Consider the following 20,971-nt stretch of genomic DNA (forward strand, 5'->3'; position numbering starts at 1 on the left):
CGGGCCATGATCCCAGTTTCCCCTCGCCGTTTCCTTGCGGGCGCCCTGCTGTTGGCCGGGCTCCTCACCGTTCTGCCGCTTCAGCGCGTCCTCGCGCAGGATGCCGGCGCCATGCAGATCAATTGGGAGGTCCGCAACCGCTTCCGCCTGTTCCGCGAGGAGCGCGACTTCCTGCTGCATGTCGAGAATGCGCGTAACCGCAGCATTCTCGCCGCGGAGCAGTCGCTGGAGCTCCAAAGCGAAGGCCGCGGCTGGGCCCGCAACATGGTCAACCGGCTCTGCATCGACCTGCAGGGCCGGGTCAACCAGCCCTGCACCCGCGACAACGTCAAAGAAAACTACCTCACCCCGGTCGACCATCCCATCACCGTGCGCCTGACCGGCGCGGTGCCGGTCGGCGCCACCTGTGCCTGGTCGTTCGACGACGGTGACGGTCCGCAATCCTCCACCTTCGACTGCGCCGAACCGGTCAATCTGCGGGTCCGCTACGGCAAGCAGACGGTGGCAACCGTCGATGTCTCTTCGGGCTCGGATCCAAGCCAGCGCCTTCAGACCGAGATCCAGGTCCGCGACATCTTCATCGCCGGCCTTGGCGACAGCATCGCCTCCGGCGAGGGCAATCCGGACCGGGCGCTGGCGCTGTCGGACGAGGGCTTCTGCTTCCGCTCCTATCTCGGCACCGCCGGCGGACAGTATTACCGGCCGAGCCGCGCCGGCTTCAAGGGTGGCCGCGCCTGCGAGGCGCCGGATACGCTCGCCAACTGGCAACGCTACGGCGCGCTCTGGTTCAACTCGCCGTGCCACCGCTCGCTCTACAGCTATCAGGCCCGGACCGCGCTCGCCCTCGCCGTGCGCTACACCCATATTGCCGTCACCTATCTGCCGCTCGCCTGCACCGGCGCCAGCATCAGCGACGGGCTGCTCGGCTCTCAACGCGCCCGCGAATGCCCGCCCGGCAAGTCCGGCGTCTGCAACACCAGCGTGAATGCGCAGGTCGCCGAACTGCGCGAGGCGCTCACCGCGGCGAAGAAGCGTCAGCCGGATCGCAATCTCGATCTCGTGCTGCTCTCGATCGGCGCCAACGACGTCTACTTCTCCGGCCTGGTCGCCGACGTCATCGTCGACACAGCGACCGAACGTGCACTGTTCCGCCGCTCCGGGGTGATGGCGAGCGTCGACGATTCCCGTGACGCGCTCCAGCGCGAGCTGCCGCAGAATTTCGCCAAGCTGCGCGAGGCGCTGAAGCCACTGGTCGGCGGCGATCTCTCGCATGTGGTCTATGTCTCCTACGCCAATCCGGCGCTTGCAGACGGCGGCGTGCCCTGTCGCGGAGGCCGCGGCGGCTTTGACATCCATCCTGCCTTCAAGGCCGATCCGCAGCGCCTCACGCGCGTCTCGACCTTCGTCGACACGGAGTTCCTGCCGCAGCTGAAGGGGCTCGCCACCTGCACGAACGGTGCGCTGTGCCGCGATCCCGAAGCTGACCGCATGACGTTTGTCGATACCCACCAGGCCGCATTCGCCGATCACGGCTTCTGCGCGCATGCCGGCAACGATCCCGAATTCGACCGCACCTGCTTTGCCGAGAACGGACAGAGCTTCAATCCGGACATCGTGTCGGGGGCGAGCCAGCCGATGTTGTGCGGCCGCGGCGCCTCGGAGTATCGCGCCTACCTGCCGCGCGCGCGCTGGATCCGCGACGCCAATGACAGCTATTTCGCAGCGATGACCTATCCCCAGGGGTTGCCGGCGGCGAGCCAGCCGAACGACATCCACGACGCGACCTGGGGCGTGCTCTCGGCGGTCTACGGCGGCGCCGTGCATCCGAGCGCCGAAGGCCACGCCGCGATGGCGGATGCGACGCTGCCCGCTGCAAGCGCAGTGCTGGGGCTGGATGCCGTGCCGCCGGGCGTCACGCGCGGATTGCTAGCGCCACTGCTGGGCGGCACGCAGCAGTAGGCGAGCTCTCTCCACCGTCATTGCGAGCGCAACGAAGCAATCCAGAAGCTTTCCACGGAGGGACTCTGGCCTCCGTGAAAGGCGCGATGAATCGAGAAGCTGCGGCTTACTGGATTCCCCGCCTTCGCGGGGAATGATAGTGGAGCACGTGGCGCCTGCCGTTCCATCAATTCAAAACCGGCATCAATCGATACCCCCTTCAACTTGGACACTTTCCCGCGCGCGCCTCTAGGAGTCGCAGAGAGGAAACAATTCGAGTTCGAGGAGGCGCCAGATGAGCGCAGTGGTGTCCGCAACGGATGTGAGGAGGTCTCGCGTCAGGCTGTTCATCGTGACCATGCTGTTCCTGGTCACTACGGTCAATTACGCCGACCGCGCCACGCTCTCGATCGCAGGCCCCGCCCTCTCCAAGGAACTTCATCTCGATCCGGTCGCCATGGGCTGGATCTTCTCGGCCTTCGGCTGGTCCTATGTCGTGGCCCAGGTGCCGGGCGGCTGGCTGCTCGACCGCTACGGCTCGCGCCTCGTTTATGCCTTCAGCATCATCGTCTGGTCGCTGTTCACGATGATGCAGGGCTGGGTCGGCTTCCTCAGCGCCGGCGTTGCCGTCACCGTGCTGTTCGCGCTTCGCCTCCTGGTCGGCGTCGCCGAAGCACCGTCCTTCCCCGCCAACGCCCGTATCGTCGCGGCCTGGTTTCCCGGCAATGAGCGCGGCACGGCGTCGGCCTTCTTCAATTCGGGGCAGTATTTCGCCACCGTGATCTTCGCGCCGCTGATGGGCTGGATCGCCCATGATTACGGCTGGCGCTACGTGTTCTTCGTGATGGGCGGGCTTGGAATCCTCATGGGCCTCGTCTGGATCAAGACCGTTTACGGCCCGAAGGAGCATCCCGGCGTCAACGAGGCCGAGTTCGACTACATCAAGGAGGGCGGCGCGCTGGTCGATCTCGACGCGCCCAGAGACGAGCGCGCAGCGGACTCCGGTCCGAAATGGGAGCATATCCGCCAGTTGCTCTCCAATCGCATGATGCTCGGCGTCTATCTCGGTCAATACTGCATCAACACGCTGACCTATTTCTTCCTGACCTGGTTTCCCGTGTACCTCGTCAAGGAGCGCGGCCTGTCGATCCTGCAAGCCGGCTTCGTCGCGACGCTGCCCGCATTGTGCGGCTTCGTCGGAGGCGTGCTCGGCGGCATCATTTCCGACGTCATCCTGCGCAAGACCGGCTCGCTGACCTTGGCGCGCAAGATCCCGATCGTCGGCGGCATGCTGCTGTCGATGTCGATCATCGCCTGCAATTATGTCGACGGCCAGGCGCTGGTGGTCGGCTTCATGGCACTCGCCTTCTTCGGCAAGGGCATCGGCGCGCTCGGCTGGGCTGTGGTCGCCGACACCTCGCCTGAGGAAGCCGGCGGTGTCTCCGGCGGCCTGTTCAATGCCTTCGGCAACCTTTCCTCGATCACCACGCCGATCGTGATCGGCTACATCGTGGCCGCAACGGGCTCCTTCAACGGCGCCCTGGTGTTCGTCGGCATCAACGCGCTGGTGGCCGCCGTCGCCTATCTCGTGGTGGTCGGCAAGATCGAGCGGGTGGTGCTCGAACATTCCTCCTGAGCGCTCCGAGTGATCGGAGTGGGACAGGCAACTCAACGGCGGCTCCCAAAAGGCCGCCGTCTTTGTTTTGGAGGCGATCGATGCTAGAAGTGCCGGGGAAACGCCTTATCCATCCAAGGCATGTATCGATGTTCGACCTCAACCAGCTCCGCTGTTTCGTCACGGTGGCGGAGGAACTGCATTTCGGCCGCGCCGCCGCGCGGCTGAACATGACCCAGCCGCCGCTGTCACGGCAGATCCAGGTGCTCGAGCATATCATCGACGCACCACTGCTGGAGCGCACCAGCCGCTCGGTGCGCCTGACACCGGCGGGCCGCAGCTTCCTGCCCGAGGCGCGCCGCATCCTGAAGCTTGCGGAAAGCGCTTCGCAGGTGGCTCGCCGCATCGCGCTCGGCAAGACCGGCTCGGTCAAGATCGGGTTCACAGCCGCAGCCGCCTACGGCTTCCTGCCTGAGCTGGTCGCGGCCTGCCGCGCCAAGCTGCCGGAGGTCGACTTCTCGCTGAAGGAGATGGTCTCCGGCGATCAGTTCGAGGCCCTCACCTCGGGCCAGATCGATGCCGGCCTGCTGCGGCCGCCGATCGCGCGGCCGGAGCTTGCCAGCCGCCGCGTCGTCGCCGAGCCCCTGCTGGCCGCGATCCCGAAGAAGCATCCGCTGGCGAATGCCGAGAACATCACCATCAAGGACTTCGACGACCAGCCCTTCGTGATGTATTCGCCCTATGAGAGCCGCTACTTCCACGATCTCCTGGTGGCGCTGTTCACCCGCGCCGACATCCTGCCGCGCTATGTCCAGCACTTGAGTCAGATCCACTCGATCCTGGCGATGGTGCGCGCCGGTCTCGGCCTCGCCATCGTGCCCGCCGCGGCCGCCGGCCTCAAGATCTCCGACGTCCGGCTGCGGCCGCTGAAGCTGCGCAACCGCGTCCCGGTCGAGCTCTTCATGGTCTGGCGCCGCGACGACGAGAATCCGCTGCTGTCGGCGCTGGTCAAAATCGCCAGCGAATTGTCGTCCGCGGAGGTCGTGGAGGATTGATGCTCAATCCGCATCGGTCGATATAGGCTTTGGCTTGGACGCGCATCGAACGGTTTCCTAAACAGCGGTCTATGGACGCGTGCCTCAGTGAGCGTCCCCGACACATACGAGAGCAGGGAGCAGCGCCCATGAGCAAGATGACCCCGCAGGAAATGGCCCAGAAGATCGGATCGGGCCTCCTGTCCTTCCCCGTCACGCCATTCAAGGCGGACTACTCCTTCGACGAAGCGACCTACCGCGCCAACATGGATTGGCTGTGCGGCTATGACGTCGCAGGTCTGTTTGCCGCCGGCGGCACCGGCGAGTTCTTCTCGCTGACCCCGACTGAAGTCCCGCAAGTGGTCAAGGTCGCCGTCGACGAGACCAAGGGCCGCGTGCCCGTGCTCGCCGGCACCGGCTATGGCACCGCCATCGCCCGCGAGATCGCTGTTGGCGCCGAGAAGGCCGGCGCGGATGGCCTGTTGCTGCTGCCGCCCTACCTCACCCATTCCGAGCAGGACGGCCTTGCCGCCCACGTCGAGGCCGTCTGCGCCTCCGTGAAGATCGGCGTCATCGTCTATAACAGAGACAACGCCATCCTTCAGCCGGATACGCTCGCGCGCCTCGCCGAGCGCTGCCCGAACCTCGTCGGCTACAAGGACGGTATCGGCGACATCGAGCTGATGACCCGTGTCTATACCAAGCTCGGCGATCGCCTGACCTATGTCGGCGGCCTGCCGACCGCGGAGACCTTCGCGCTGCCCTATCTCGACATGGGCGTGACGACCTACTCCTCGGCCGTGTTCAACTTCGTGCCTGAGTTCGCCACCAATTTCTACGCCGCGGTCCGCAAGCGCGACCATGCGACCATCCATGCCGGTCTGAAGGATTTCATCCTCCCGCTGATCGCGATCCGTAACCGCAAGAAGGGCTATGCGGTCTCGATCATCAAGGCCGGCATGAAGGTGATCGGCCGCGATTCCGGCCCGGTGCGTCCGCCGCTAACCGACCTGACCGAGCAGGAGGTGACGGAACTGGCCGCGCTGGCGAAGAACCTGCCCGCCATCCGCTCGTCACAACAGGCTGCAGAATAACAAACGACAACAGGGAGGAGTGTGCGATGGCCCGGACAGATATTTCTGGTGCGTCAGTCGCTGGCGCACCGGTCGTCACGGCGATGCAAGTGATCCCGGTTGCCGGCCGCGACAGCATGCTCCTCAACTTGAGCGGCGCGCACGCGCCGTTCTTCACCCGCAACATCGTCATCCTCACCGACAATGCCGGCCATACCGGCGTCGGCGAGGTGCCGGGCGGGCAAAAGATCTGGCAGACGCTGCAGGACGCCCGCGATCTCGTGATCGGCAAGACCGTCGGCGCGATGAACAACATCCTCGCCGATGTCCGTTCGACCTTCGCCGACCGCGATGCCGGCGGACGCGGCAAGCAGACCTTCGACCTGCGCGTGATGATCCACGCGGTCACCGCAATTGAATCCGCCCTGCTCGACCTGCTCGGCCAGCATCTCAATCTGCCGGTCGCAGCCCTGCTCGGCGAAGGCCAGCAGCGCAGCAGCGTCGAGACGCTCGGCTACCTTTTCTTCGTCGGTGACATCGGCAAGAGCAAGCTCGACTACGTCAAGGGGGAGACCGGCAAGGCGGAATGGTTCAACCTCCGCCACCAAGAGGCGATGACGCCGGAGACCGTGGTGCGCCTGGCGGAAGCCACGCAGGACCATTACGGCTTCGCCGATTTCAAGCTCAAGGGCGGCGTGCTCCGCGGCGAACAAGAGATCGAGGCCGTCACGGCGATCGCCAAGCGTTTCCCCAATGCCCGCGTCACGCTCGACCCGAACGGCGCCTGGTCACTCGACGAGGCCATCAGCCTCTGCAAGAACATGCACGGCATCCTCGCCTATGCCGAGGATCCCTGCGGTGCCGAGGCCGGCTTCTCCGGCCGCGAGATCATGGCCGAGTTCCGCCGCGCCACGGGTCTGCCGACCGCGACCAACATGATCGCCACCGACTGGCGTCAGCTCTCCCATGCGCTACATCTAGGCGCGGTGGACATTCCGCTCGCCGATCCCCATTTCTGGACCATGCAAGGCTCCGTGCGCGTCGCCCAGACCTGCCGTGACAACGGCCTGACCTGGGGCTCGCACTCCAACAACCACTTTGACATTTCGCTCGCCATGTTCACCCATGTCGGCGCGGCTGCCCCCGGCAAGGTGACCGCGATCGACACCCACTGGATCTGGCAGGATGGCCAGGCGCTGACCAAGGAGCCGCTGCTGATCCGCGGCGGCAAGATCGCGGTCCCGGATCGTCCGGGTCTCGGCATCGAGATCGACCGGGCGGCCATCGAGGCCGCGCATGAGCTCTACAAGAAGCATGGACTCGGCGCCCGTGATGACGCTATTGCCATGCAGGATTTGATCCCGGGCTGGACCTTTGACGACAAGCGTCCCTGCCTCGTTCGCTAAGAAACTGAGGCATGATCCCGGAAAAGTGGGTACCGGTTTTCCGACTAGGATCATGCCCCCTTAAATGACTTGGAGGACTGTATGACTGCGATCCTGAAAAACTTCATCGGCGGCGAGTGGGTCGATGGCTCCGGCGTCACCAAGAACATCAACCCCTCCAACACCAACGATGTCGTCGGCGAATACGCCAAGGCCGACAAGGCGCAGACCGAGAAGGCGATCGCCGCCGCGAAGGCCGCCTTCGCGGCCTGGGCGCAGTCGACGCCGCAGGTGCGCTACGATGCGCTGAACAAGATCTCCACCGAGATCCTCGCCCGCAAGGAAGAGCTTGGCCGCCTGCTGGCGCGCGAGGAAGGCAAGACGCTGCCCGAGGGCATCGGCGAGGTCGCCCGCGCCGGCCAGATCTTCGCATTCTTCGCCGGCGAAGCCCTGCGGCTGATCGGCGAGAAGGGTGCCTCGGTGCGTCCCGGTCTCGATGTCGAGCTGACCCGTGAGCCGGTTGGCGTCGTCGGCATGATCACGCCCTGGAATTTCCCGATCGCGATCCCCGCCTGGAAGATCGCGCCCGCGCTCTGCTACGGCAACACCGTGGTGTTCAAGCCGGCCGAGCTGGTGCCCGGCTCGGGCCACGCGCTCGCCGAGATCATCACCCGCTCGGGCATTCCAGCCGGCGTGTTCAACCTCGTGGTCGGCTCCGGTTCGGTGGTCGGCCAGACCCTGCTCGAACACCCCGATGTCGCGGCGATCTCCTTCACCGGCTCGGTGCAGACGGGCCGCAAGATCGCGCAGGCCTGCGTGCTCTCGAACCCGATGAAGAAATTCCAGCTCGAGATGGGCGGCAAGAACCCGTTGGTCGTGCTCGATGATGCGGACCTCAAGACCGCAGTCGAGGTCGCCGTCAACGGCGCCTATTTCTCGACCGGTCAGCGCTGCACCGCCTCGTCCCGCCTGATTGTGACCGAAGGCATTCATGACCGCTTCGTTGCCGCGGTGGCCGAACGTCTGAACAGCCTGTCGGTGGACGATGCGCTCAAGGCCGGCGTGCATATCGGCCCGGTGGTCGACCAGAGCCAGCTCGACCAGGACCTGCGCTACATCAAGATCGGCCAGGACGAGGGCGCCAAGCTCGCCTTCGGCGGCGAGCTGCTCAAGCGCGAGAATCCCGGCCACTATCTCCAGCCGGCGCTGTTCACCGAGGCCAACAACAACATGCGCATCGCACGTGAAGAAATCTTTGGCCCGGTCGCAGCCGTCATCCGCGCCAAGAATTACGAGGAAGCACTGGCGATCTCCAACGACACCGAGTTCGGTCTCGCATCCGGCATTTGCACCACCAGCCTGAAATACGCCTCGCACTACAAGCGCAACAGCGAGTCAGGCATGGTGATGGTCAATCTGCCCACCGCCGGCGTCGACTACCATGTGCCGTTCGGCGGCCGGAAGGGCTCAAGCTACGGCGCCCGCGAGCAGGGCTCCTATGCACGCGAGTTCTACACGACGGTGAAGACGGCTTACACCTATCCGGGTTGATGGGCTGACTTCGTATGGTGGGTTAGCCCGCTGCTGCGCGAAGCACAGTTCGCTGGCGTAACCCACCTCTTCTGCTTCCGCGGATTGAGACAGTGGTGGGCTACGCCGAGCAGATGCGCTCTGCGCATCTGCGGGGCTAACCCACCCTACACTTCGGAGTCCACGATGGACCAGGACGTCGCAGCCAAAGAGCAGCCCCGCTACATCAAGCTCAACGCGCGCGACAATGTCGCGATCGTGGTCAATGACTTCGGGCTTCCCGCCGGCTCCCGCTTCGCCTGCGGACTGACGCTGCGCGCTTTTGTCCCGCAAGGGCACAAGACCGCCCTGGTCGACATCGCACAAGATGAGCCGATCATCCGCTATGGCGAGGTGATCGGCTACGCGCTCTCGCCGATCCTGGCCGGCGAATGGGTCGACGAAGCCCGCATCCGCATGCCCGAGGCGCCTGCCCTCGACAAGCTGGAAATCTCGACCGCCGTCCCCGCGCCGCTGCCGCCGCTCGAAGGCTTCACCTTCGAGGGCTATCGCAATCCGGACGGATCGGTCGGCACCAAGAACATCCTCGGCATTTCCTCCTCCGTGCAATGCGTCAAGGGCACGATGGAATACGCAGTGAAGCGCATCCGCGCCGAGCTGCTGCCGAAGTACCCGAAGGTCGACGACGTCGTGCCGCTGACGCACGCCTATGGCTGCGGCGTCGCCATCACCGCGCCGGACGCAGTCGTGCCGATCCGCACGTTGCAAAACCTCGCGCTGAATCCCAACTTTGGTGGCGAGATCCTGGTCGTCGGCCTCGGCTGCGAAAAGCTCGCGCCCGAGCGGCTGGTGCCGGAAGGCGTTGATAACGCCATTGTGCGCATGCAGGACGAAGCCTTTGACGGCTTTGGCGCGATCGTCGATGCGATCATGACCCAGGCCGAGGCGCGGCTGAAGGTGCTCAACACCCGCACGCGCGAGACCTGCCCCGCTTCCCACCTCGTTATCGGCCTGCAATGCGGCGGCAGCGATGCCTTCTCCGGCGTCACCGCCAATCCTGCCGTCGGCTTCGCCGCCGATCTGCTGGTGCGCGCCGGCGCCACGGTGATGTTCTCCGAAGTCACCGAGGTGCGCGATGCCATCCAGCTGCTCACCCGCCGCGCCATCAACGAGGACGTCGGCCGCGCGCTGGTACGCGAGATGGCCTGGTACGATTCTTATCTCGCCCGGGGCGGCGCCGATCGCAGCGCCAACACCACGCCCGGCAACAAGAAGGGCGGCCTCGCCAACATCGTCGAGAAGTCGCTGGGCTCGATCGTCAAGTCCGGCTCATCAGCCATCACCGGTGTGCTGTCGCCCGGCCAGAAGGCGACGCAGAAGGGCATGCTGTTCGCGGCAACGCCAGCCTCCGACTTCATCTGCGGCACGCTCCAGCTCGCCTCCGGCATGACGCTGCAGGTGTTCACCACCGGCCGCGGCACGCCTTACGGCCTCGCGGCTGCGCCCGTGATCAAGGTCGCGACCCGCACTGAGCTCGCCCGTCGCTGGAAGGACCTGATCGATTTCGATGCGGGCGGTATCGCCACCGGCGCAAAGACCATCGAGGAAACCGGCTGGGACCTGTTCCGCCTGATCCTCGATGTCGCCTCCGGCCGCACCAAGCCGTGGTCCGACCGCTGGGGCATCCACAACGATCTCACGCTGTTCAATCCGGCGCCGGTGACGTGAACCGGCGCCGCGCCCGCGAGCGGTCGAAGCCCGCAGTGGTGCGAGAGTCCAGGCTCGACGCGTAGAGCAGGATCATCCGTCTTTCGCGAAGCCGTCCTGAAACATTGGCGCGGAAAATTTCCTCCTCGTTTCATTCCGCCGTGTCGCGCAACCAAATTTATCCAGCGACAGTGATCGAATGTTCGCACACAAGCGAACCTATCGCAGTGGTGCCACGACCAAACCTCCGATTGATATCTTCAACGGAGATTTTGAAATGCGTATTCTCTCGATGATTACCGTGACAGGCGCGATGATTGCGAGCACAGCCGGCGCATTTGCCGGCGAGCTTCCCTCCTACGAAGTGAAGTCGTTTCCGATCTCGGCGACGCAAGTGCAGGTGCTCGGCGGCGCCGGTGTCGAGGAGCAATCGACCGCGCCCATGATGATCGTCGCCGGAATGCCCGCCTCGCCCGCACAGATGTCGGTGCTGTCACCACGCGTGAAGCGGTTCGCCAGCACGACCTCCGACAGCGAAGCGCGCTAAGCCTCGCTTTCATCGCAGCGCCCGCACCAGTCGCGGGCGCCGTGGGCATTTTTACGTCATGCTGCCCGGCATGAAACATCGCACGCGCGGGTGGCCATCGATATAATGCTTCCACACCATCGTGCGCCCGATCTTGTTCGGCTCGGTGATGACTGCGCCGTCGGGCACGACGACCCACTCCTCGTCGAGATGCACACGGTAGTGTCCCTTGTCGGACTCCCAGTCCACATCGGCAACGACATAGCCGTCGGCGTCCGAGCAGCACTGTCCGTACTCGCTGCGCAGGCTCTCGAACCACGGCTTGAGCGGCGAGTTGGCATAGCGGCCGTCATCGCGCGCGAGCGCCGATGTCGCCAGCAGCAGGAGCAGTCCCGGCACTATCGCCGTACACGGTCTTGCAAGTCTCATATCGTCTCTCGCGGTCGAATCGCGCCACGAGGGACAGACAAGGCCGCTCACGCCCTTGAACAGGCGTAAAAACGACGACTCGTTCCCCCAGCGGCTTTGCCGACAGCTATGCAAATCCAGCGCCAGGGCGCATTCCGGGGAACTACTGGCGGAGCCGTAGCCGGCATTGGCCTTTCGACGAATGCGCTCGCCTACAGAATTGGCAGTGATGTGTGAGACAGCGGCCGCAACAGCCGCGCGGCTAACCTACTTCTTCGCTGCCGGCGCCATCATCCCCGCGCCCCCCTTCTTGGCAGATGCAGGCGGCAGCTTGGTCGCGGCGGCTTGTGCGGGAAGATATTTGGCGATGATCGCGGGATCGACCTCAGCCATGTTGGCATCCGGCAGACGCTGCCAGGTCTCGTCCTTGCCGAACAGTGATATGCCGAGGAAGCCGCGCATGGTCAGCGTTTGTCCGTCCGGGCTGACCGTCATCTTGGCCTTCCAGATGTTGCCGTCACGCGGATTGACCACGTTGCCGCCCTCATACTTCAGCCCGTCGCGCTTCATGTCGCGGATGAACGAGAGCCCGAGCACCGGCTGGTTCTTGCGATCGTCAGTGCATTTCGCACAGACCTCGTTCGGATTGTCGCCGGGACGGGGGAAGGTCTTCGCGATGACGCCTTCGAAGATGCCGTTGTGATCGATGAAGAGAAACCAGCCCACCGGCCTGCCGTCTTCGACTTTCTGCCAGAGGCCCGCTGCGGTCGGCTGCTGAGCCGGCGCTTGCGCCGCGGCCGGCTTCGCCGCGCCAATCGCCAGGGCGACAGCGAGCGTCAGAAGCGAGAGCAGCCGAAAGCTCGAAAAAGGATTCCGCATTATCATCACCTTGCTAAGCCAAACAACTTGCTTGCCAAGACCGGATTGGCCGCAGACTACGGCGATTTCGCGAACGATTCCAGCACCAGAACTATGGGAGGTCACGCGTCCGACACCGGTGCCACTAGTTGACACCGAGCTTCTTTTGCAGGCTGGAGGACGAGGTCGTGTACTGGAACACGAGCCGCTTCTCCGGATACACGTAGCGGTGGGCTTTTTGCGACATCAGTGCGCCCTCGTGGAAGCCGCACAGGATCAGCTTGATCTTGCCTGGATAGGTGTTGATGTCGCCGATCGCGAAGACGCCGGGCACGTTGGTCTCGAACGCTGACGTCTCGACCGGCACCAGATTGTTCTCCAGCGCAATGCCCCAGTTCGCAACCGGACCAAGCTTCATGGTCAGTCCGAAGAACGGCAGCATGGTGTCGCAGGCGATCTCGCTGACATTGTTGTCGTTGCCCTTGACCGTGGCGCCGGTCAGCTGGCCATCAGCACCTGACAGCGCTGTGACCTGGCCCAGGCGCAGATCCATCTTGCCGTCGGCAACCAGCGCGCGCATCTGCTCGACGCTGTGGGGCGCGGCGCGAAAATCGTCGCGACGATGCAGCAGCGTGACGCGCTTGGCCAGCGGATGCAGGTTGAGCGTCCAGTCGAGCGCGGAATCGCCGCCGCCGACGATCAGCACGTTCTTGTCGCGAAAATTTTCCATCTTGCGTACGGCGTAGTGCACCGAGGTGCCTTCATAGGCTTCGATGCCGGGCACCGGCGGACGCTTGGGCTGGAACGAGCCGCCGCCGGCCGCGATCACCACCACCTTGCATTCGAACACCTTGCCGGTGTCGGTGGTGCAGCGGAACGCGGGATCGCCGATCTTCTCCACGGTCTCGACCATCTCGCCGAGATGGAAGGTCGGATGGAACGGCTTGATCTGCTCCATCAGCGCCTCGGTGAGGCCCTGCCCCGACACCTGCGGAATCCCTGGAATGTCGTAGATCGGTTTTTCCGGATAGAGCTCGGCGCACTGGCCGCCGACCTTGTCGAGGATGTCGACGAAATGCGCCTTCATGTCGAGAAGGCCAAGCTCGAAGGCGGCGAACAGACCGCAGGGGCCAGCGCCAATAATCAGCACATCGGTTTTGATCACGTCGCTCATGTCGTCTCTTTATCGGTCGTTATCGGTTGGACGGCGCCCTATGGGCAGAGGAACCCTGCCTGTCTAACCAACGGGGATGGATCAGGGAAGGCATAAAAGCGGGAGCGCCCCGCAAGCACACCACTTGCCGGGCCAAAATAACTGGGCTGTAACGAGGTTGGATTTGACGGAGATCAATCGGTGAACGCACCAAGCCGCCTCGAAACGACGCCGCGCCTGGAGGACTTCCCTTTTCGCCTCAGCGACAACGTCCGCTTCGGCGATCTCGACCCCAACCAGCACGTGAATAACGCGGTCTACGCCACATATTTCGAGACCGGCCGTGTCACCCTGATGAAGCTCCCCGAATACGGCCTGACACCGCCGGGCTTCGCCTGGATCATGGTGCGGCTCGACATGCATTTCCGCGCCGAGCTACGCTGGCCGGGCACGATCGAGCTCGGTCTCGGCGTCGTGAAGCTCGGACGCACGTCAGTGACCTTCGAGCAGGTCGTGTTCTCGCATGGAAAGTGCATCGCGTCGGCGACGTCAGTCGGCGTTCTGCTCGACGAGGCGACGCGGCGGCCGGCGCCGCTGACCGCAGAGGTGATCGCGAAATTCAAGCCCTGGCACAAGCGCGGCATCGAGGTCGCGCTGCCGAGCACTTAATTCGGGCGATCAGGCCTGACGTTCCGGCGTCGACACCACGAGCCCGTCGAGCTCGTCGGAGACCTTGATCTGGCACGACAGGCGCGAGTTCGGGCGCACGTCGAAGCCGAAGTCGAGCATGTCCTCTTCCATCGGCGTCGGGCTGCCGACCTTCTCGCGCCACGCTTCGTCGACATAGACATGGCAGGTCGCGCAGGCGCAGGCGCCGCCGCACTCGGCCTCGATGCCGGGAATGCTGTTGCGGATAGCGGCTTCCATCACGGTCGCGCCGTTCTCGACGTCCACCGTGCGGGTTTCGCCCTTGTGATCGACAAAGTGAATTTTGGCCATGTGTTCTCGTGCTGCCGCGATCTGGGGAAAAAGGAGGGTCCGGGTTGTCCTATAACGGGTCGCTCCGGGCCGCGCTAGTGCGCAGACCACGGCCCTTTGGAGACCCCGGCTTTAGTGCTTGAGGATCGTCGCAATGGCCGCGCGAACCTCGGCGACCGCCTCTTTCAGCGCGGCAAGGGCATGTGGCTGGTTGCGGCCGATCCGGACCGCCGTTTCGAGGCTGGCGGCGGCATCGGCGACCGCGAACGCGCCGATCCCGCGCGCCGAGCCTTTCAGCTTGTGCGCGAGCGCGCCGGTCTCCGCCGGCAGCGCGGCCATTGCCGCGATCAGGCGGACCGCCTGCTCGGCGAACATCGCCAGCACTTCCTGCTCAAGCTCGGCGTCGCCCAGCGTCATGCGCGAAAGGTGGTCGAGGTCAAGCGGGCTGTCGATGGGTGCAAGCGGGGGCGAGGGCATCCAGTCCATCCGTTGCAGTTCAGGCGTCATGGCGCAGGCCCCGGCATCGCGCGATGGTCCGCCGGTCCGGCGGTTCCTCGCAACCGAAGCACGGAAATGGTTAACGAAGTGTTTAGGCCGTTTTACGCAAATCCGCCCGTTTCTGGACGAAAAGTTGCCGCAATCCACCGAGTCCGGTGGAGAATTTCATTTAGGCCTAAGGTGTTACGGGCCATTCCTGTTAACGATGATTAAGAATGTCTTAATCGCGGGCATTTCATTCGCGACGCTCTGCCAATAGGATGTTGCGGAAATTGGCGGACAAGCCGTCCGGGTGGGGATGGCTCGGAGATCCGCGCAAGCGGCATGATCCGGTCTGTGAACTTGCGCAGCGCGCAGGGCTCGCGGGGGGACGCGTAAAAGTAACGAGGGCTCGGACTGAACATGGCCAATACTCCCAAAAAGGTCAAAGACCCCACAGAAGTTGCGCTTTCTGCGATCCAGGAAGCCCTCAACATCAGCGATACGGCTGCCGATACCAGCCGCAGCGCATCGATGCGCAACGAAACGGCACCGCCGGTCGCACCGCCCGCGCCGCCCGTGTTCGACGAGCCGGCCTTCGAGCCGCGGCCTGCCGCCAACGAGCGCGCCGTGATCGATTCCATCGAGGAACCGCGCGCCTCGCGCCGCGCCGCCAATGACGACCAAGAGACCATCGGCCAGTTGCTGCAGTCGCTGCAGACGGGCCGCCCTGCCCGCAACATCTACACCGGCGCGACCATCTTCACCGTCGTCTGGCTGGCGGCCTGCGCCGCGCTGACGGTCGGCTTCCTGCCCTCGATCCGGGCCGCCATGGGCGAGAGCGGCGGCGTGCTGGCGATCGCCGGCCTCGCCACGATGTTCTTCGCGCCGATCATGCTGTTCTATTTCCTCGCGAGCCTGGTCTGGCGCGGCCAGCAGATGAGCCAGGTCGCGCAGGCGATGGCGCAAGTTGCGATCCGCTTCTCCGAGCCGGAAGGCTCGGCGTCGGATTCCATGGTCACCGTCGGCCAGGCCATCCGCCGCGAGGTCGCGGCGATGGGCGACGGCATCGAGCGCGCCATCGCACGCGCCGGCGAGCTCGAGACGCTGGTCGCCAACGAAGTTGCCGCACTCGAGCGCGCCTATTCCGACAACGAAGTCCGTATCCGCGCCCTGCTGCAGGATATCGCGCATCAGCGCGACAACCTGGTCGGCCAGGCCGAGCAGGTCCGCAGCGCCATTTCGGGCGTGCAGATCGACCTCCGCCACGACATCGCGCTGATCTCGGACGCGATCGCCTCGCGCGTCGACGAGGTCGCGAAATCCATCACCGGCGCGCTGGAAGAGCGCGGCGCCCACATCACCGGCGCGCTGAGCCATGCCGGCGACAACATGATCCTGGCGCTCGGCGAGCGCGGTGGCGACCTGCTCGACCGGCTCGAGGAGGCCAGCGCCGAGACCACGCGCGCGGTGCTCGACGCCAGCGAGCGGCTGACCACCAGCCTCAACTTCAAGACCGGTCACGTCCACGACGAATTCGTCGACCTCGCCGACCGCGTCCACGAGATGCTGAACGAGCGCATCGACCGCATCACCGGCGAGTTCGAGCAGCGTTCCGCCGCCATCGTCGACGGCATCTCGGAGCGTACCGAGCAGGTCCACGACAGCTTGAAGAACTCGTCGGACTCGCTGCTGCTCGAGCTCGAGCTGCGCTCCAACGACATCTCCGCCAAGATCGACGACGCCGGCAACCGCCTCGCCGGCCAGATCATGACCTCCGGCGACAAGGCGAGCGAGGCGCTCGACGCCACCGTCAACACCCTCGTCGCCAAGGTCGTCAGCCAGACCGAGACCGCGCACGACTCGCTGTCGCTGCAGATGAGCGCGTTCGACGAACTGGTGAAGAACCAGGGCACCGAGCTGGTCGAGAAGTTCGCCCGCGATTCCGGCACGCTGGGCGCCCTGATCACGCGCCACATCTCCGAGTTCGATCGCACCGTGAAGACCTTCGGCGGCGAGATCGTCGAGCGCATGGGCCAGCGCACGCAAGACATCCATGAGTCGCTGAAGACCTATGTCGAGAATTTCGACACCCGCTTCACCTCCAACGGCGGCGAGATCACGGCCATTCTCGACCAGCGCCTGGTGCAGTTCGAGACCACGATCGGCGAACGCGTGTCCAACTTCGACGCCTCGCTGAACGGCAAGATCGCCAGCCTCGACGGCACGATCGAAGGCCACATCAAGACCTTCGACGAGCAGCTCGGCGGCCGCGTCGGCGCGCTCGAGCAGTCGTTCGACGCCCGTGCCAAGTCCGTCACCGAGACCATCGACGGACGTCTCAACACGCTGTCGACGACGCTGACCGACGGTGCGACGCAGGCGATCCAGTCGATCGACGCGCGATTGACCAACCTCACGACGACGCTCACCGGCGGCGCGGCACAGGCGCTCGAATCCATCGACTCGCGCCTGACCAACCTTACGACGACGCTGACCGACGGGGCTTCGCAGTCGATCCAGGCGATCGATACGCGGCTGACGCACCTCACGACGACGTTCAACAGCGGCGCATCGCAGGCGCTGGAGTCCGTCGACAGCCGCCTCACCTACCTGACGAGCGCGCTGACCAACGGCGCTTCGCAGGCGGTGCAGTCGATCGACACCCGCCTCACTTTGCTGACCTCGACGCTGACGGACGGCACCGCGCAGGCGATCGACGCGGTCGACCGCCGCATCACCAGCGTTGCCGAACTCATCGACGGCCGCAGCATGCACCTGACCGACACGGTCACGGCACGCTTCCAGGACATCCAGCAGGCGATCGAAACCAAGGTCGGTTCGGTCGCGAGCGACATCGACGTCCGCGTCGCGCAGTTCGAGGACCTGCTCGGCTCGCGTGTCGAGGCCGTCGCCGGCCGCATCGAGAGCAGCGGCCGTCAGGCCAGCGAGGACATGATGTCCCGCGCCGAGATGATCTCGACCGCGATCCGCTCGCATGTCGAAGACGCCGAGCGCTCGCTCACCAACCTCGTGGTCAACACCAGCGAGACGATCCAGACCGGTGCGCGCACCGCGCAGCAGTCGCTGATGACGGTCTCCTCCGACGTCAACGCCCAGCTCAAGATGACCTCGGCTGAGGTCGAGCGCGCGCTGACTGCGGTCGGCACCGGTGCCGCGAACTCGATCCTCACCAGCGCCCGCGAAGCACAGTCGTCGCTGGTTGCGGCCTCAGGCGATGCCTCCAACCAGATCAAGGGCCTCGCAGCCGACGTCGAGCGCACGCTGTCCGCAGCCGGCTCGGCCACCGCGGCCTCGATCCTGGCCGGCGCCCGCGAGGTGCAGACCACGCTCGTCACGGCGTCCTCGGACGCGGCCAACCATGTCAAGACGCTCACCGCCGACGTACAGCGCTCGCTCTCGCTGGCCGGCACCTCGACGGCGGAATCGATCACCGCCGGCGCCCGTGATGCGCAGAGCACGCTGATCGCGGCCTCGACCGAGACCGCCAACCAGATCAAGGCCCTGTCCTCCGACGTGCAGCGTTCGCTCTCGATGGCGGGTACATCGACGGCCGAGAGCATCATGAGTGGTGCGCGCGAGGCCCAGAGCACGCTCGTCGCCGGATCTGCGGATGCGGCAAACCAGGTCAAAGCTCTTACGGCCGACGTGCAGCGGTCGCTCTCCATGGCTGGCACCTCGACTGCAGAGAGCATTTTGGCCGGCGCGCGCGAGGCCCAGAGCACCCTGGTCAACGCGTCGTCGGAGGCGGCAAGCCAGGTCAAGTCGCTCGCGGCCGAAGTGCATCGTTCGCTGTCGCAGGTCGGCCAGAGCACCGCCGAAACGATCACGGCCAGCGCCCGCGACGCCCAGAGCACTCTGCTCTCGGTCTCGGCGGAACAGACCGGCCAGGTCCGCTCGCTCGCTGCCGAGATGCAGCGCGCGCTGGCGACCGCCGGCGGCGCCACCATCGAGGCGCTCACCAGCGGCGTGCGCGAAGCCCAGGGCACGCTGATCTCCGCCTCGACCGACGCGGCGAGCCAAATCAAGTCGCTGACGACGGATATCGAACGCACGCTGACCGCGGTCGGCGCCGACACCGCCTCGACCATCCTCAACAGCGCCCGTGAGGCCCAGACCTCGCTGACCTCGACCTCGGCGGATGCCGCAAGCCAGATCCGCACGATCTCGACCGAGATCGAGCGCGCGCTGAGCACGGCCACGTCGAACGCGACCAACGACATCCAGACCAGCGCGCTCAACGCCCAGAACGCGCTGATCTCCGCCTCCAACGAGGCGAGCTCGCGGGTCAAGTCGAGCTCGGCCGACGTCGAGCGTTCGGTGCTCGCCGCCAGCTCGAGCTTCGGCCAGGCGATGACCGGCAAGACCGACGAGATCGTCACCTATGTGCAGCAGCAGGCCGACCGCCTCTCCAACATGATCGACGCCAAGCGCGGCTCGCTCGTGGACGCGATCGGCTCGAAGACCAGCCAGCTCACGCTCGACATCGACCGCGTCACCTCGGACGCGCTAAAGTCGATCGAGACGCGCGGCCAGGCCTTCTCACAGACCATGATGGGCAACGGCAACGAAGTCGCCCGCACCATCAACGCGGCGAGCGAGATCGCGACCAGCGCGGTCGGCAAGTCGCTCAAGGACCTCGAATCGGCCTCGCGCGCGGCGATCGACCAGTCGCGCCAGGTCTCGATCGCGGCCGTCACCGAGATGCAGGAGACCAGCAAGATCCTGCGCACCGACACGGTCGCCCTGTTCGAGCGTCTGCGCGAAGGCAACATCCTCCTCCAGGAGGTGCTGACCGGTGCGCACGACAACCTCAACTCGCTGGAGCGGGCGCTGGTGACGCGTGTCGCCGACTTCGTCTCGGCGATGAACGACGTCACCTCGCGCAACGGCGCGGCGACGCAGAACCTGGAAGACCAGCTCAACGTCTTCAACACGAAGACCACGCGGGCGCTCCAGGACCTCGGCGAGCTGTCGACCCAGTTCGACGCGCATGGCAAGGCGCTGGTCGATGCCGCGCAGGTCGTCGAGCAGAGCAACAAGAACACCACCGCCTCGCTTGCCGAACGCAAGGCGGCGCTAGAATCGCTCGTCACCACCATCGACTTGCGCACCGCCGATCTCGACCAGCGCCTGTCGCGCTTCACCGGGCTGCTCGATGAGTCGCTCGCTGCGGCCGAAGAGCGTGCCCGCGACATCGCCCGCGTGGTCGCCGAGACCGCCGGTGCAGGCTCAGCCGCGATCACCCGCCAGTTCGAGGCTGTGCGGTCGGCGTCCGAAGAGGAACACCGCCAGACCATCGAGGCCATGCACGACATCTACCGCCAGACCACCGACGAGGCGGATGCGATGTTCAAGCAGTCGGCCGAGAAGTTCGGCAACCTCGTCGCCAGCATGAAGCAGATGGCCTTCGAGATGCACAACGAGCTCGAAGCTACCCGCAACGAGCTGCGCCGCGGCGTGCTCGAGATGCCGCAGGAGGCCGCCGAGAGCACCGCGCAGATGCGCAAGGTGATCGTCGACCAAATCGAGGCGCTCGCCGAGCTCAACCGCATCGTGGCCCAGCACGGCCGCGGCCTCGACGTCACCACCGCGGGCCGCGCCTCCGTCGCTGTCCAGCGCCAGGAAGAGCCGGTGATGGCGTCTGTGGGCGGCCGTGGCACCGAGACCCGCATGCGCGACACCGGCAGCGCCTCGACGCTGCCGCCGCCGGACCTCGGCATGCCCGCCTCCTCGCGCCGTACCGAGGCCCCGCCGGTCGCTCCTGGTGGCAACGACCAGGGCCGCGACGGCTGGCTGTCGGATCTGCTCAACCGCACGGACGCCAACCAGGCGGCTCCGACCGGACGTGAGGCCCCGCGTGGCCGCCAGGCTGCACCCGTTCCGCAGCCGCAGGCCCCGCAAGCCAGCAGCAATCCGCTGGAATCGCTGTCGCTCGATATCGGCCGACTGATGGACCGCAACCTCGCCGCCGAGATGTGGGACCGCTACCAGCGCGGCGAGAACAAGGCCTTCACCAAGCGCCTGTACACCCCCGCCGGCCAGAAAGCCTTCGACGAGGTCGCCCGCAAATATCGCGCCGACCGCAACTTCAAGGGCACGGTCGACCGCTACATCAGCGAGTTTGAACGCCTGCTCGACGAAGTCGCCCGCGAGGGCCGCGGCCCGCAGGAGCTGCGCAGCCACCTGACCTCGGAGACGGGTCTGGTCTACACGCTGCTGGCACATGCGGCGGGCCGGCTGGGATAAGCGGCAAGGCCAGCGATGA

The 20,971-nt window shown here is 65.4% G+C and carries 15 protein-coding genes; 10 read left to right on the top strand and 5 right to left on the bottom strand.

Translation table 11 applies throughout. The annotated features are described in order from the left end of the window. Nucleotides 1-6 precede the first annotated feature (6 nt). The 8 genes from L6637_RS33050 to L6637_RS33085 all read left to right on the top strand — a co-directional run bounded on the left by L6637_RS33050 (nt 7) and on the right by L6637_RS33085 (nt 10,829). Nucleotides 7-1,959, top strand: a complete 1,953-nt coding sequence (locus L6637_RS33050) for an SGNH/GDSL hydrolase family protein (protein WP_237873190.1) — start codon at nt 7-9, stop codon at nt 1,957-1,959. A 274-nt stretch (nt 1,960-2,233) separates the two neighbouring features. Beyond that, nucleotides 2,234-3,574, top strand: coding sequence for an MFS transporter (locus L6637_RS33055; protein WP_237873191.1), 1,341 nt, complete (start codon nt 2,234-2,236; stop codon nt 3,572-3,574). Nucleotides 3,575-3,702: 128 nt separating this feature from the next. Further along, on the top strand, nt 3,703-4,608 hold the full coding sequence (locus L6637_RS33060) for a LysR family transcriptional regulator (RefSeq protein ID WP_237864972.1): 906 nt from the start codon (nt 3,703-3,705) through the stop codon (nt 4,606-4,608). 128 nt (nt 4,609-4,736) lie between these two features. Further along, the gene (gene kdgD / locus L6637_RS33065; protein WP_237873192.1) at nt 4,737-5,681 is read left to right on the top strand and encodes a 5-dehydro-4-deoxyglucarate dehydratase; all 945 of its coding nucleotides are present in this window, start codon (nt 4,737-4,739) and stop codon (nt 5,679-5,681) included. A gap of 26 nt (nt 5,682-5,707) precedes the next feature. Next, nucleotides 5,708-7,066 (top strand): glucarate dehydratase, encoded by a 1,359-nt coding sequence (gene gudD / locus L6637_RS33070; protein WP_237873193.1) that lies wholly within the window; start codon nt 5,708-5,710, stop codon nt 7,064-7,066. Nucleotides 7,067-7,147: 81 nt separating this feature from the next. Beyond that, nucleotides 7,148-8,596, top strand: coding sequence for an aldehyde dehydrogenase family protein (locus L6637_RS33075; RefSeq protein ID WP_237873194.1), 1,449 nt, complete (start codon nt 7,148-7,150; stop codon nt 8,594-8,596). Between the two features lie 165 nt (nt 8,597-8,761). Next, nucleotides 8,762-10,303, top strand: a complete 1,542-nt coding sequence (gene garD, locus L6637_RS33080) for a galactarate dehydratase (RefSeq protein WP_237873195.1) — start codon at nt 8,762-8,764, stop codon at nt 10,301-10,303. Between the two features lie 256 nt (nt 10,304-10,559). Next, nucleotides 10,560-10,829, top strand: coding sequence for a hypothetical protein (locus L6637_RS33085; RefSeq protein ID WP_237873196.1), 270 nt, complete (start codon nt 10,560-10,562; stop codon nt 10,827-10,829). Between the two features lie 51 nt (nt 10,830-10,880). Here the strand turns inward: L6637_RS33085 and L6637_RS33090 are convergent, their stop codons facing one another. From L6637_RS33090 to L6637_RS33100, 3 genes are all read right to left on the bottom strand, one after another. Then, nucleotides 10,881-11,237, bottom strand: coding sequence for a hypothetical protein (locus L6637_RS33090; RefSeq protein ID WP_237873197.1), 357 nt, complete (start codon nt 11,235-11,237; stop codon nt 10,881-10,883). Nucleotides 11,238-11,483: 246 nt separating this feature from the next. Next, nucleotides 11,484-12,095 carry a DUF2147 domain-containing protein gene (locus tag L6637_RS33095; protein WP_237873198.1) on the bottom strand — a complete coding sequence of 204 codons (612 nt, stop codon included), beginning with the start codon at nt 12,093-12,095 and terminating at the stop codon, nt 11,484-11,486. Nucleotides 12,096-12,219: 124 nt separating this feature from the next. Then, nucleotides 12,220-13,248: an NAD(P)/FAD-dependent oxidoreductase gene (locus L6637_RS33100; protein ID WP_237873199.1), complete on the bottom strand. Its 1,029-nt coding sequence runs from the start codon at nt 13,246-13,248 to the stop codon at nt 12,220-12,222. A 180-nt stretch (nt 13,249-13,428) separates the two neighbouring features. On the opposite strand from L6637_RS33100, the gene L6637_RS33105 reads away from it, so the two are divergent. Further along, a complete protein-coding gene (locus L6637_RS33105) occupies nt 13,429-13,896 on the top strand; it encodes an acyl-CoA thioesterase (RefSeq protein WP_237864981.1) in 468 nt (155 codons plus the stop codon). Between the two features lie 9 nt (nt 13,897-13,905). Here L6637_RS33105 and L6637_RS33110 read toward each other — a convergent pair whose 3' ends face one another. Continuing rightward, complete coding sequence (locus tag L6637_RS33110) at nt 13,906-14,226, bottom strand: 2Fe-2S iron-sulfur cluster-binding protein (protein ID WP_237864982.1); 321 nt, start codon at nt 14,224-14,226, stop codon at nt 13,906-13,908. Between the two features lie 111 nt (nt 14,227-14,337). Then, nucleotides 14,338-14,712: an Hpt domain-containing protein gene (locus L6637_RS33115; RefSeq protein WP_237864983.1), complete on the bottom strand. Its 375-nt coding sequence runs from the start codon at nt 14,710-14,712 to the stop codon at nt 14,338-14,340. Between the two features lie 393 nt (nt 14,713-15,105). On the opposite strand from L6637_RS33115, the gene L6637_RS33120 reads away from it, so the two are divergent. Continuing rightward, nucleotides 15,106-20,952, top strand: a complete 5,847-nt coding sequence (locus L6637_RS33120) for an apolipoprotein A-IV repeat region-like domain-containing protein (protein ID WP_237873201.1) — start codon at nt 15,106-15,108, stop codon at nt 20,950-20,952. Nucleotides 20,953-20,971 lie beyond the last annotated feature (19 nt).

This window comes from Bradyrhizobium zhengyangense, assembly GCF_022012435.1.
In the GTDB taxonomy this organism is placed as follows: domain Bacteria; phylum Pseudomonadota; class Alphaproteobacteria; order Rhizobiales; family Xanthobacteraceae; genus Bradyrhizobium; species Bradyrhizobium zhengyangense.

Coding starts and splice junctions, on each gene's coding strand:
- L6637_RS33050 (WP_237873190.1), top strand. CDS start 7: ATGATCCCAGTTTCCCCTCGCCGTTTCCTTGCGGGCGCCCTGCTGTTG.
- L6637_RS33055 (WP_237873191.1), top strand. CDS start 2,234: ATGAGCGCAGTGGTGTCCGCAACGGATGTGAGGAGGTCTCGCGTCAGG.
- L6637_RS33060 (WP_237864972.1), top strand. CDS start 3,703: ATGTTCGACCTCAACCAGCTCCGCTGTTTCGTCACGGTGGCGGAGGAA.
- kdgD (WP_237873192.1), top strand. CDS start 4,737: ATGAGCAAGATGACCCCGCAGGAAATGGCCCAGAAGATCGGATCGGGC.
- gudD (WP_237873193.1), top strand. CDS start 5,708: ATGGCCCGGACAGATATTTCTGGTGCGTCAGTCGCTGGCGCACCGGTC.
- L6637_RS33075 (WP_237873194.1), top strand. CDS start 7,148: ATGACTGCGATCCTGAAAAACTTCATCGGCGGCGAGTGGGTCGATGGC.
- garD (WP_237873195.1), top strand. CDS start 8,762: ATGGACCAGGACGTCGCAGCCAAAGAGCAGCCCCGCTACATCAAGCTC.
- L6637_RS33085 (WP_237873196.1), top strand. CDS start 10,560: ATGCGTATTCTCTCGATGATTACCGTGACAGGCGCGATGATTGCGAGC.
- L6637_RS33090 (WP_237873197.1), bottom strand. CDS start 11,237: ATGAGACTTGCAAGACCGTGTACGGCGATAGTGCCGGGACTGCTCCTG.
- L6637_RS33095 (WP_237873198.1), bottom strand. CDS start 12,095: ATGCGGAATCCTTTTTCGAGCTTTCGGCTGCTCTCGCTTCTGACGCTC.
- L6637_RS33100 (WP_237873199.1), bottom strand. CDS start 13,248: ATGAGCGACGTGATCAAAACCGATGTGCTGATTATTGGCGCTGGCCCC.
- L6637_RS33110 (WP_237864982.1), bottom strand. CDS start 14,226: ATGGCCAAAATTCACTTTGTCGATCACAAGGGCGAAACCCGCACGGTG.
- L6637_RS33115 (WP_237864983.1), bottom strand. CDS start 14,712: ATGACGCCTGAACTGCAACGGATGGACTGGATGCCCTCGCCCCCGCTT.
- L6637_RS33120 (WP_237873201.1), top strand. CDS start 15,106: ATGGCCAATACTCCCAAAAAGGTCAAAGACCCCACAGAAGTTGCGCTT.